Below are 12,040 nucleotides of genomic sequence, written 5' to 3'. Positions count from 1 at the left end.
CTTGCCTATAAATGCGGGTAATATTACTTTTTATGATGTAAATAGAAATACTGTGGAATATTGGAATAATCCTCTTTGACAAATTCCAGTTTGTCGTGCTAAAAATTCAACTGAATAATCCCAGCAAAAACCGCTGCTACATGGAAGCCAACAAACCATGCAACAGCGGTTTTTCTTTATCGTTTTTTCCTCTGGCTGATAGGCGTTCCCATTTTCTTTGATTTTTTGAGAATCCGAATCAGCCAGCGAAATTCTTCATCTGACAGATTTTTATAGTTGATACCAAGCTGCTTACAGTAAAGGACAACCAGCTTTTCATCACGGCTGCCCTTGAAATTTTCAACCGCTTCCAGATTTTCTTTCAGTTCATCGGCAACGGTGGTCTGAGGTGCACTCTCGCTGTCCTTTTTATGGGCTTCCCGAATATCCCGGATAATCAGGTTGAGGTCATCCCGTACCATGTGACTGAAATATTCATCATCACTGATATGGGCGGCTTGCAACACTTTCAAATGGGGGTCATCTTCGCCGGGGCGATACCGTTCAATGATTTCATGCCGGACGGTATCGACAAGGGCGTTGAGGTTTTGAATCTGCATGGTGGCAATCCCATCCACATAAATCTCAATGTCCGCAAGAAACTTGATAAAGTCCTTATGGGTGGCAAGTTCGCACAGCAGACGGTTGTTAATCCGACCGCTTTTCAGAAGTGCTACCATCTCATCACTCAAATGCAGCTCCCTTAATGGCGTGTTGATCTCCGCCCGGTTCTCTGTCCGGCAAAAGAGATAATCGAGGGACACCCCATAAAAATCTGCCAGCAGGATAAGGTTGCCATGATTGATTTCCTTATAGTCGTCTTTTTCATAACTGCCAAGAGCCGATTTTGAAATACCCGTTTGCTCAGCCAGTTCTTCCAGTTTTAATCCTTTGTTTAATCGTAAATCTTTTAGCCGTTCCTGTATTGTAGTAGCTCCGTTCATTGAAGCAGTTCCCCCTTTCTAACGACATTTATAACCGTTGAATTGATTATACCATATCAATTCCGCAATCGTGGAAATTTCTGATTTTTACCCCGAATTCCTACTTTGTGGACATACGGCACAGGGCACAAAAATGTTCTATGATACAGGTAGTTCATCGATGGATTATTCCAATCGAATGACCAGCCTGTGTGGGATATGCTTCCCCGGCGATGTAGCGTCATGACTTTTGGCAGGGATATGGAGGAACCCTGACCAAAACGAGCGTACCAAAGGGAGCGATACGCCGCTGTGAGATTCAGGGGAGGAACGACACCGGGGAGAACTGGCGAACTGACACCGAAATGATACCGAAACACAACAATCTGATAGGGGGACAGTCTACCCTATCGCTGATACTTCGGGAGATTTTAAGCGGCTCTATGGCTGTAATTTTACCGAAAATCGCCCCGAAACCATACACTAAAACGGGAGGAAGCGCAATATGCCGAGAATGAGCAAAAAGAGGAAGTATGAGCTTTCCTTTTACCTCAATGACCGGGGGCGTGTCACTTACAACGAATTATGCCGGAAATGCCAGCATGGGTGCAAGCAGAGCTTCCGGGCGGTTGTGATTGACTGCCCCTGTTATTTATCCAAACGAGCAAAGAAAAAGGAGGAACACACAGAATGAATTTTGAATTTATGACGATAGACACACCATTGCCGCCCTGTATGCCTTTTCCCAGAGCGTTGACAGGATTTCCAGTCAGCAGCACCGCAAAGGTCATGTACTGCCGGATGCTGGACGCTATGCTCTCCAAAGGGCAGGAGGACGAGAACGGAATCCTCTTTGTCTGCTTCCCTGTCACAGCCATTGCCGCAGTCCTGTCCCGCAGCTCCATGACGGTCAAGCGTTCTCTGAATGAACTGGAAACTGCCGGACTTATCATGCGGGTGCGTCAGGGCATTGGAGAACCAAACAGGATTTATGTGCTGATACCGGGAAAGGAGGACGCTGCCCTTGCCTGATACATCAAAGCTGGAAAAACTCAATCGGGAGTTGGAAAAAAGCGAAAAGAAACTGCGGAAAGCCATCAATGATGAAAAGGCATTGCAGCATCAGCTGAAGCAGCTTACCCGAAAAGAACGAACGCACCGGCTCTGTACACGTGGCGGTATGCTGGAAAGTTTTCTGCAAGAACCGGAACGCCTGACAGATGATGATGTCATGCTGTTGTTGAAACTCATTTTTCACAGACAGGACACGCAGGAACTATTGAAAAAACTGCTGGAACGGGAGATGCCGGAACCCCCTTAGTTTACTAAGGGCGCAATTATACACCACCCAGAGGTTGGTGCATTGCGTTCTCCAAAGGCTCCTCGCCGGAGGGCTGTGATTTTCCGCAGTCATGGTCTGCTCCAAATCATACAGGGGACGCTACACTTCCCCTGCGCTGGCTGCCGCCAGCTACCCTTTTGTGGACTTGCCTGTTGGGGACACCTTGCGGTGCAAGCTGTTCCCAGCCGACAAGTTTCATAAAATACGCTATCTTTTCGATAGGCGATGAAGTATAATGGAGATGACAACAAATCGGAATTTGTGGAGAGATTTCCTGAACTTTCCTTATTTTTCAAGGCTTACAGCCTCTTAGATAGTGAAATGATATGTATTTTCCCTTATTTTTGCCCTTATGCGGAATCCGCAAGGGAAATAAGGGAAATTTTTAGTTAAGCATTGCTCACTACTTTATCAAGAAGTCTTGCGGAATCCCGCTTTGCTTTTCTTGTTGAGTGAGCGTAAATATTCATTGTGGTACTGACATCAGAGTGTCCTAACAGTTCCTGTACATCTTTCGGTGCAGCCCCATTGGAAAGCAGATTGCTGGTGTAGGTGTGACGTAACTGGTGGAAATGGAAATCTTCAAATCCTTCCAGTTTTTTTGACACTGATCTGCATACAATGCTGAGTGTACTCGGCAGTTCCAAAGAGCCATCCGGTCTTAAGCAGACAAAGGAGATTTCTTTGTAATCTGCCGGGACTTCCTGTGTTCCGGCAAGATGATAGTATTCATAATAGACTCTGTTTTTCACATGAACTTCTTTGTAGTAATTGCGGTGATATAATTCGCCATACTGCATCCGGTTTTTGAGTTGTTCCTTTCTGGCAGCTTTTAATATTTCAGTCAGAGTATCGCCAAAATCAACAATCCTTACTTTCTTCCGTTTCGTTGGTCCGATAATGTTTTTGTGTTTTATGCCGTCGTAGCGGATACTGCGTTTTATGGTCAGGCATTGTTCCTCAAGGTTAATGTCCTGCCATGTAAGACCACAGGTTTCTCCGATACGGAGCCCGGCATAATACGCAATCTGAATCGGCAGAATGGCAGGTGGGTTTTTCTTTTCCAGATACTTGATAAGTCGCTCGTAATCCTCGTGTGAAATCGGCTGTGTGCCTTCTTCCACTTCATCATCGGAAAAGAGGTCAACTTCCTCTGCCTGTCGTTTCAGTTTGATATATTGCATCGGATTGAAACTGATTAGTTGTTTTGGAAATACTGCAAAACGGAATGACTGCTGTAACACTGCGGAAAAAGAATGTATATAATCTTTGCTGTATCCCTTTCTTACTTTCCCGTCTGGAAACTCACCACCGAATGTAAGCAGATCAAGAAATGCCTGTAAATGTTCGGCAGTAACTGTTTTCAGTTTGCGGTCTGCAATCGGGTGTTTTTTGATACAGCGGATTGCACCAAGATAATTTTCCACTGTGCCGTTGCTGAGTGTCCCGGTTTTCAGTTCTTCTTCCGCCCACATATCCAGAAGCTCTCCTACCGTAAGGCTGTCTGCCTTTGCGACAAACTTCTTATTTTCGTAATCTTCCAGTGCTTTGCGGAGAAGTTTTTCCGTCTCACTTTTACTTTCGGTTCCAGCATATTCTTTCTGAACCATTTTACCGCTTGCATCTTCTACATAGAAGCGATAGTACCATTTTTTTCCTTTTTTTCTAACAGATCCTTTTGCCATAATCGTATGTCTCCTTTCGATATCAGACAATCGGAACTGTTGAAATGCTTCTTGCGTGTAAGTATATCACAACTCCGGTTGTCTTACTATACCGATTCAGAATCCTCATACATAACTTCGGATAAAAGATTGGCAAGTCTTTGTTCTGCTGTTTCCGGTTTCTTAGAATAGAGTCTTATCACATCTGCCATATCGTTAAATGCGTTGACAGTATGTGTGATCTCCCTGAGAAACATGATCTCGTTATATTCATCTTTCGATTCAAAGCCCATTACTTTGGCAATGTCCGCATCTTTGGTACTGCCCTTGTAATTTTTACAGGCGAACTGAAACGAATCCAGAAACAGTTCATATTGCTTTAACATTAACAGCAGTAAGTCTTTGGAAAATGCGTCTTCTGTTTTATTGAGGTCGAGCGGTAACTGTTTGAGAATATCACTCATCGCATCACGAATCAGTAATTCTTTCTTATCCGTAATATCAGTTTCATATTCATCGGTTTCCCCTTTGAGCCATTCAATCGATACATGAAGTGCTTCCGAAAGACCTTCCAGTACCATCTTTTTGGTATTGTCAATCGAACCATTCTCATAACGCAGGATTGTGGAAGCGGTAACTCCCATCTTCTCTGCGACATAAGGCTGTGTCAGATTTAATTCGAGACGGCGCTGTTTTGCCCTGCTGCCGATCAGCTTGCGTAGTTCTTTATCTTTCATGCTGATGTGCCTCCTTTTTCGGTATGTCATTACTATACCACGCAACAAAATATATTGCAATATGCAATTTAAGAAAAAGAAACATAATTTCATAATGCTTGACAAAGCAATATAAACACGCTATACTGACAGCACAAATGAAATTGCATAATGCAACTAAAGAGGAGGTGGTCATATGACACAAAGAAAGATTGCCTTATCTATTGAGGAAGCTGCTGATTATACGGGAATCGGCAGGAACACCCTGAGAAAACTGGTGGAATGGAAGAAACTTCCGGTATTAAAGGTCGGGAGAAAAGTCCTGATCAAAACGGATATGCTGGAACTTTTTATGGAAGCCAACGAGGGCAGAGACTTGAGGGATAAGGGAAATGTGAAAGCAGTCACAAGAAACGGTTCAACTTAAAAAAGCGGTTCCCGAAGAAACCGCCAAAGGTTCTATCAGACCGGAGTCATGATATACCTACACGCAAACAGATTATACCATGTACTTCGTCTGACAGACAACAGGAAACTTATGTTTGGAAGAAAAAGAAAGGACGATGATATTTATGGCAAGATCAACAAAGAGTTATGAGGAGCGTATGCTCCAGTTGGAAAAGAAAGAACAGGAAAGCCTTGAGAAAGCAAAACAGTATGCAGTACAGAAACGGGAACTGAAGAAACGTCAGAAAGATGTGGAAACCAAAAAGCGGACACACAGGCTCTGCCAGATTGGTGGTGCGGTGGAATCGGTGCTGGGTTCTGCGATTGAGGAAGATGATATCCCAAAGCTGATCGGCTTCTTAAAAAGGCAGGAAGCAAATGGGAAATTCTTCTCAAAGGCAATGCAGAAAGAGCCAGTTGCGAATACGGAGGAAGTGTAATGCCGGAGGGAGTGGATTTTCCATTCCCTTCATTGCTTTTTCATGAAGGGCGCACTTATGGACAACCAGAGGTCGTCCGTATAAGTTTGCCACAGGTGGCAACCGGTCTGCGCTTACGCTTGCCGGGCTCGTTCCGTCGGCGGGCATTTCATGCAGACCTGCTCATGCCGCAGGAGGCACTCTTCGCCAGAGGGGCGCATTCCATGCAGGCTGTTATGCACAGGGCACTCTTACGCAGAGGGCGTTCCGGCAGATACCATTTTCTTTTTGGGAAAACGTTACCTGCCGGAAATCAAAGCCGGATACGGCAGAAAGGGGGAAACGGATCATGGCGATTTTTCATTATACAGTAAAGATTGTTGGACGCAGCAAAGGAAAATCCATCATATCGGCGTCTGCTTATCTCAATGGCGATGTGATGAAAAATGAAGAAACAGGCAGGATCAGCTACTATACTTCAAAAAAAGAAGTCGTTTATACCAGCCTGCTGATGTGTGAAAATGCACCACAGGAATGGCAGAATGTACCTGCTGAAAATATCAGACGGTTCCAGAAATCTGTCCGATATAAAAGGGCAGATAACCAAAATGCTGCACTGGAAAAATTCAAACTTACTTTTCAGAAGCAGCGTTTATGGAATGAAGTCTTGAGGATAGAAAAAAGTTCAGATGCACAACTCGGCAGGTCATTTGAGTTCTCACTTCCGAAAGAATGGAGCCGACAGGAACAGATTGATTATACAACTGAATATATTCAAAAGACCTTTGTAGATAAGGGAATGTGTGCGGATTGGAGTATCCACGATAAAGGAGATGGTAATCCCCATGTGCATTTACTGGTGACGATGCGGCCATTCAATTCAGACCACTCATGGGGTAACAAAGAAATCAAGGATTGGGAGTTTGTCAGAGATGAAAATGGAAATATTGTGGTGGATGAATCCCATCCGGACTGGTGGCAGGATAAAAAGAACCCTGACCGTCATGGAATCCGAATCCCCGTACTTGATGAAAATGGAGTCCAGAAAGTCGGGACAAGGAACCGCAAACAGTGGAAACGTGTATTAACCGATGCTACCGGGTGGAACAATCCGAAAAATTGTGAGCTATGGCGGAGCGAATGGGCAAACGTCTGTAATGCACATTTGAAAACGGAAAATCACATTGACCACCGTTCTTATGCAAGGCAGGGAAAATTAGAGATACCGACGATCCATGAGGGCGCAGATGCCAGAAAAATTGACGAGAAATTTCAAAACGGACAGACATCCTCTACTTCATGGAAAGTAGAGGAAAACCAGATCATAAAAAGACAAAATGCACTGCTGGATAAAATACAGATTTCTTTCGGAAAGGTATCCGGTGCATTGACACAATGGAAGGAGCGATTGGATGACATTAGAAGAAAGCCGGGAAGTCATTCCCATGATGGAGACAATGATAAACCAGATCGAGGAACAGCAGAATCTTATGGCAGCGATGGTACAGGAATTGCAGGAACGGGATCGACAGCTCCTGTCTTTTCAGGAGCAGAACCAGAGTTTAAAAAGCTTAAACAGCGAATTATCCAGGCTGCTAAATCTTTTGCCAGATACAGAAGAACTGCTCTCACAGATCGAGCAACAGAAAACCAGAATCGAACAGTTGGAAAACGAGAATCAGCAATGGCAGGAATTAACGCAGAAGCTGAACAACGAGAACAGCTTATTGCAGAAACAGAACAGCGAATTGCTGACCTTAAACAGCAGATAGAGAAAGCGAGGGAGATCGATGAGCGAATGCAGAAACTTAGAGAACGTCGGGCAGGTGGAAGAACTTCTGCTGATGACCGAACAGATGCAGGACGAACTGGATCAGAAAGACCAGACAATCCAGGAACTAAACAGGCAGCTAAGCGAATCGCTGACCTTGAACGAGAAATTGAACAGCGAAAACAGAGCCGAGAATATCGAAGCATTGCGGACAAGATTAAGGCAAACAGAGGAACGATTGACCAGCGAGACAGACAGCAGGAAAAGAGCCGACGCAGAAGCCGTGGCATGGAAATTTAAGTATGAAAAAGCAGAGCAGGAAAAACTTTATGCACAGACACACCAAAAGACGGTAGAGGTAGCTGTTGAGAAAAAAGTGCCTTATGAGAAATGTGAAAAATGTGACCGTACTGCTTACCGGAAAGCAAAAGAAAAATGCGATAGCCGTAAAAGCCAGTTAGAAAAGAAATATAAAAATATGACGATTGGTTATGAAAGTATCTTGTTTCTACTGGCATGGTACAGCATAACAACAACACTGTTTACTGCGATTCTTTCGCCGGTTTTCCTTAACGACTGTATCGTCTTTTTCGGTGCGTTAGGAAAAGGAATGGGAAGTTTATTTCGGGAGTTTGTGACAGGTGCAGACTCTTTCGGACAGTTAAGCAGTGGAATACCTAACAGTATTCTTTCCGGGATTGTGTACTGGCTGATTGCCGGTACTGTCATGGCAATTTTATTCGTAATAACCGGGTGGCTGATAATCGGGATTGGTTATCAGGTAGGAAAAATCTACCGGAAATATTGTTGGGATATCATCAGTATCGTGGTAGCGATAACGAGTACAGCTGTTGTAATTTACTTTGGAGAATGGATTAAAAACGCTAATCCGATAAATCTTATTGTATTGCTATTACTGTCGCATATTATTTATATTGGAATCAGATGTTATGTGAAAGACTGGATGGAAGAACGAGGATATTATTAAAAGAGGACAGGGAAATTTCATAATCTTCCTGTCCTTAGTAAGGGACTATTGATTGTTTATATAAAGAAAAAGTATATAAATAAATCTTGACAATTAGTACGAACTCGGACTATAATACAAAAGTCCGGATTCGTACTAATTTAAGGAGGAAAAAGATGAGAAAAGATAATAATATGATAATACAGTTGCAACGATATTATGCTTTATGGAAAGAATGTACAGCAATGTATGAGGAATGGTCAAAGGATCAGGGACTGTCTTCAAATGGAGTTTTTGTTTTGCATTCATTTTATGAAAGTAATGGAAGATGCACGCAGAAAATGATAAGTGAAAAATGGAATATACCTAAGCAAACGGTAAATACGATACTAAAAGATTTTCAGAAAAAAGGATACATCAATATGGTATCTGATGATTCAGACAAGAGAAATAAGCTGATATGCCTCACAGAATCAGGAATGGAATATACGAAAGATATCATAGAAAAACTGCACTCAAAAGAAATATATGTAATCGAAAAAATGGGATTAGAGAATATAGAAAGTCTTAATGATAATACAGAGCTGTTTATCAGACTTTTCAAGGAAGGAGATTGTAAGAAAAATGAATCATAAATCATTATTTTTTAAATATGTTATTCCATCTATTATAGCATTTGCATTATCAGGAATATATGCGATAGTGGATGGATATTTTGTAGGCAATACCATAGGAGATGCTGGACTTTCGGCTATTAATATTGTATATCCGATTGAGGCTTTGATTCAGGCTCTTGGAACAGGAATTGGTATGGGAGGAGCTGTTTATTACTCAATTAATGCAGCAGAAAAGAAAGGAAAACGGGCAGAAGAATTTATTGCTACAAGCTGGTGGCTTCTTGTAATAGTAAGTGTTATCAGTACCATAATTATTTACTCCTTTTCGTCTAAAATTTTAGGATTGCTTGGAGCAGATGGAATTATATTAACAAATGCGACAGATTATATCAAAATTATAGCACTTGGAGCAATATTGCAGATTCTTGGAACTGGAATGATGCCATTCATTAGAAATTATGGAAACTCTTTCTGGTCAATGTTTGCGATGGTTGGTGGATTCATAACCAATATTGTTCTGGATTTTATCTTTGTATGGATATATGAAATGGGCATGAAAGGTGCAGCCACAGCTACAATAGCCGGACAGGGTGTGACTGCAGCAATTGCAATCATATACGCATTATATAATAAAAAGTTTTATGTGTATGTATCCTTAAAAAATGTAAAAGAAATGTGTGGCGCTATATTCAGAGTAGGTCTTGCACCATTTGGGCTAGCATTGACTCCTAATATTTCATTGGTGTTTATAAACCGATTCTCCGCTTCTTATGGGGGAGAAAAAGCTATTGCAACTTATGCATGTGTATCCTATATTATCTGTATCATATATCTCATATTGCAGGGCGTAGGTGATGGAAGTCAACCTTTAATGAGCCGTTTTTATGGTGAGAAGGATCAAGAAAGCCTGAGAGGAGTTCAGAGAATGGCATACATTTTTGCAATAATTCTTGCTGTTTGTGGTGGAATTATCATGTATGTAAACAGAGCAAATATTGGAGGGGTTTTCGGAGCTTCTTATGAAGTAAGTATTGAGATTTCTAAAATTGTACCTATATTTTTAGTGTCATTACCATTTGTTGCGATTACCAGAATAGCGACAGCTGGATTTTATGCTACTGAAAAAAGTGGATTGTCATACATTCTTACATTCATTGAACCAGTATTGATGCTGATATTTATGCTTGTTTTACCACCTTTATTTGGTGGACAGATTATGATATGGTGGAGTACGGTATTGGCACGTGTTTTTTCAGCGATTCTGGCATTCATACTAATAAAATATTGCGAAAAGGGAGATTTGCAATATGGAATACAGAAAATTTAACAATCAGATAGTAGCAAGAATAATCTAGGTTTATCTATTGTATTTTTAAGGACAGCCTCATAGCAATAGGGCTGTCCTTTTAAAATTATGAAGCTAATTTTTAATAAATTCTAGTAGATTTTGATTGGAATAATCATAACTCTAATGAATCTTCAGCATCTACCCACATCTGTAAATTCCCATCAAGATATAACCTTGCATATTCTAATGGCTCATCGATTGCAAGCGATGTCAAAGCACAATCAGATCCAGGTGTGGTTCTTAAATTTTTTTCTGCTTCCCAACAATCAATACGGAGTATATAGCCCGTATTAGTATATACATCAATGCTGTTGCACTGTGGATTGTATTCTGCAAATATTGTTCTCATCGTATCCCATCTCCTTATCATTTAATCAATCAGTAGTAGCAAAAATTAAGAAGCATTTCAATCAGTTCACCATGTCACTTTTATTTTGTGTTATACTGTCTTATAGATTTTTCTTGCCCTTGTATTTGCCCTTATCAGAGTGCATAAACACTGATGGGACGATATAACACAAGGGAAATAATAAGGGAAAGCTCACCTGCGACAAATCCAGTGTTTTCAAGGGGTTGCGAAGAATTTAATAATAAAATATAACAGTTATTAAATTTCTTAAAACAGGTGAAATCTCAATCGGGATTTTGGGAGCAGGAGAAATCGAGATTGGAGGATAAATTGGTGAACAAGATTTTCAAATGTCTTATTCGATTTTTGATAGAAGTGATAGTTATGACAGTTTTGATTGTTGGAATCAACATATTTATGAATGGTATGTATCTTTGGGGATTGCCCCGCATAAATGATATTCAGTCTGTAAATATCACGTATCCGAGTGTCACGGATGATGTTAAAGAAATTTCGAGCCGTGAGGATATTGAGTTAGCCTTAAAGCTAACGGGATTTCTGAAATATGATTTATTTGGGGAAGTGAATAGCGAAGAAGAACCTGCTATTACAATTACTTATTTTCTTAAAGATGGAACAAGCAAAACCATCTCCGCTAATAACACTACTGTCTGGTGGAACAATAAAATTCATGTAATCAAGGACAAGGAAATGTTTATCAACCTAACAGAGGGAATTTTCTTTCTGGAAGATTTACAAACAAAGTAAATCAATTCAAGTTTGTCAGCTTCACATCGGGTCAACTTGCCCCGAACTTTTACAATTAAATACCCGCCGCCCACATAGCGGCACACCGAGCAGGAAATCTGAAAAAGGTCTCCTGCTTTTTTTCTGCCAAAATGAGGTGGCAAAACGCCACCCCATCCACCAATTACCGAAAGGAGGGACACGAAATGCCCTGCCCACACAACGAAATCACGATTGTTCAGCGCAGCCAGCGACAGTCTGCGGTTGCCGCCGCTGCTTACCAAAGCGGCGAAAAGCTGTTCTGTGAATACGACCAGCAAGTGAAGCACTACCCGGAAAAGCGTGGTATTGTCCACAATGAAATCCTGCTCCCACCTAATGCGCCACAGGAATATGCAGACCGCAATACTTTGTGGAACGCCGCCGAAGCGGTGGAAAAACAATGGAACTCCCAGCTTGCAAGGCGGTGGGTGCTTACCATCCCCAGAGAGATACCGCCCGACCAGTATGCTGTCCTTGTCCGGGAGTTTTGTGAGCAGCAGTTTGTTTCCAAAGGCATGATTGCTGATTTTGCAATCCATGACCCCCATCCGCCGGGACACAATCCCCACGCCCATGTCATGCTCACTATGAGGGCAATGGACGAACATGGAAAATGGCTTCCCAAGAGCCGCAAGGTTTATGACCTTGA

At 41.9% G+C, this 12,040-nt stretch carries 16 protein-coding genes; 12 read left to right on the top strand and 4 right to left on the bottom strand.

What is annotated here, in order from left to right; genetic code table 11:
* Window positions 1–176: 176 nt before the first annotated feature.
* Window positions 177–983 (bottom strand): helix-turn-helix transcriptional regulator, encoded by an 807-nt coding sequence (locus DW922_RS16515; protein ID WP_006573790.1) that lies wholly within the window; start codon window positions 981–983, stop codon window positions 177–179.
* A gap of 484 nt (window positions 984–1,467) precedes the next feature.
* Between DW922_RS16515 and DW922_RS16510 the strand changes: the two genes are divergently transcribed.
* From DW922_RS16510 to DW922_RS16500, 3 genes are read left to right on the top strand one after another with little or no spacing between them, the layout of a single operon-like run.
* Window positions 1,468–1,656, top strand: coding sequence for a hypothetical protein (locus tag DW922_RS16510; RefSeq protein ID WP_005927683.1), 189 nt, complete (start codon window positions 1,468–1,470; stop codon window positions 1,654–1,656).
* Complete coding sequence (locus DW922_RS16505) at window positions 1,653–1,994, top strand: DeoR family transcriptional regulator (RefSeq protein ID WP_005927681.1); 342 nt, start codon at window positions 1,653–1,655, stop codon at window positions 1,992–1,994. The genes DW922_RS16510 and DW922_RS16505 overlap by 4 nt, the downstream gene beginning before the upstream one ends.
* The gene (locus DW922_RS16500; protein WP_005927679.1) at window positions 1,987–2,283 is read left to right on the top strand and encodes a DUF3847 domain-containing protein; all 297 of its coding nucleotides are present in this window, start codon (window positions 1,987–1,989) and stop codon (window positions 2,281–2,283) included. The genes DW922_RS16505 and DW922_RS16500 overlap by 8 nt, the downstream gene beginning before the upstream one ends.
* 410 nt (window positions 2,284–2,693) lie before the next feature.
* Here DW922_RS16500 and DW922_RS16495 read toward each other — a convergent pair whose 3' ends face one another.
* Together DW922_RS16495 and DW922_RS16490 are read right to left on the bottom strand one after the other, a co-directional pair.
* Window positions 2,694–3,989, bottom strand: a complete 1,296-nt coding sequence (locus DW922_RS16495; RefSeq protein ID WP_108817231.1) for a tyrosine-type recombinase/integrase — start codon at window positions 3,987–3,989, stop codon at window positions 2,694–2,696.
* A gap of 86 nt (window positions 3,990–4,075) precedes the next feature.
* Entirely contained in the window at window positions 4,076–4,705 is a 630-nt protein-coding gene (locus tag DW922_RS16490) for a helix-turn-helix transcriptional regulator (protein WP_108817232.1), read from the bottom strand.
* A 175-nt stretch (window positions 4,706–4,880) separates the two neighbouring features.
* On the opposite strand from DW922_RS16490, the gene DW922_RS16485 reads away from it, so the two are divergent.
* From DW922_RS16485 to DW922_RS16455, 7 genes are all read left to right on the top strand, one after another.
* Window positions 4,881–5,111, top strand: a complete 231-nt coding sequence (locus DW922_RS16485) for a helix-turn-helix domain-containing protein (protein ID WP_002578307.1) — start codon at window positions 4,881–4,883, stop codon at window positions 5,109–5,111.
* 145 nt (window positions 5,112–5,256) lie between these two features.
* Window positions 5,257–5,571 (top strand): relaxasome subunit MobC, encoded by a 315-nt coding sequence (locus tag DW922_RS16480; protein WP_117705064.1) that lies wholly within the window; start codon window positions 5,257–5,259, stop codon window positions 5,569–5,571.
* The gene (locus DW922_RS18440) at window positions 5,571–5,924 is read left to right on the top strand and encodes a hypothetical protein (RefSeq protein ID WP_117704838.1); all 354 of its coding nucleotides are present in this window, start codon (window positions 5,571–5,573) and stop codon (window positions 5,922–5,924) included. Before DW922_RS16480 ends, DW922_RS18440 begins: the two co-directional genes overlap by 1 nt.
* Window positions 5,900–7,621, top strand: a complete 1,722-nt coding sequence (locus DW922_RS16470; protein WP_118607583.1) for a MobA/MobL family protein — start codon at window positions 5,900–5,902, stop codon at window positions 7,619–7,621. The genes DW922_RS18440 and DW922_RS16470 overlap by 25 nt, the downstream gene beginning before the upstream one ends.
* On the top strand, window positions 7,560–8,309 hold the full coding sequence (locus DW922_RS16465; protein WP_009243742.1) for a DUF6040 family protein: 750 nt from the start codon (window positions 7,560–7,562) through the stop codon (window positions 8,307–8,309). Before DW922_RS16470 ends, DW922_RS16465 begins: the two co-directional genes overlap by 62 nt.
* A gap of 155 nt (window positions 8,310–8,464) precedes the next feature.
* The gene (locus tag DW922_RS16460) at window positions 8,465–8,923 is read left to right on the top strand and encodes a MarR family transcriptional regulator (RefSeq protein WP_117485166.1); all 459 of its coding nucleotides are present in this window, start codon (window positions 8,465–8,467) and stop codon (window positions 8,921–8,923) included.
* On the top strand, window positions 8,913–10,232 hold the full coding sequence (locus tag DW922_RS16455; RefSeq protein WP_117485164.1) for an MATE family efflux transporter: 1,320 nt from the start codon (window positions 8,913–8,915) through the stop codon (window positions 10,230–10,232). The genes DW922_RS16460 and DW922_RS16455 overlap by 11 nt, the downstream gene beginning before the upstream one ends.
* 133 nt (window positions 10,233–10,365) lie before the next feature.
* Here DW922_RS16455 and DW922_RS16450 read toward each other — a convergent pair whose 3' ends face one another.
* A complete protein-coding gene (locus DW922_RS16450; protein WP_002578301.1) occupies window positions 10,366–10,602 on the bottom strand; it encodes a DUF6061 family protein in 237 nt (78 codons plus the stop codon).
* Between the two features lie 318 nt (window positions 10,603–10,920).
* Here DW922_RS16450 and DW922_RS16445 point away from each other — a divergent pair, with 318 nt between their 5' ends.
* Window positions 10,921–11,370, top strand: a complete 450-nt coding sequence (locus tag DW922_RS16445) for a hypothetical protein (protein WP_007886470.1) — start codon at window positions 10,921–10,923, stop codon at window positions 11,368–11,370.
* Window positions 11,371–11,555: 185 nt separating this feature from the next.
* Window positions 11,556–12,040, top strand: a 485-nt coding sequence (gene mobQ / locus DW922_RS18190) for a MobQ family relaxase (protein ID WP_243032278.1), incomplete at its 3' end; no start/stop codon positions are given.

It is taken from the genome of Clostridium sp. AM42-4 (assembly GCF_003480105.1).
Classification (GTDB): domain Bacteria; phylum Bacillota; class Clostridia; order Lachnospirales; family Lachnospiraceae; genus Brotaphodocola.
The sequence above is the reverse complement of the archived record's forward strand: the minus strand, read 5'-3'. Positions and strand labels throughout refer to the sequence as shown.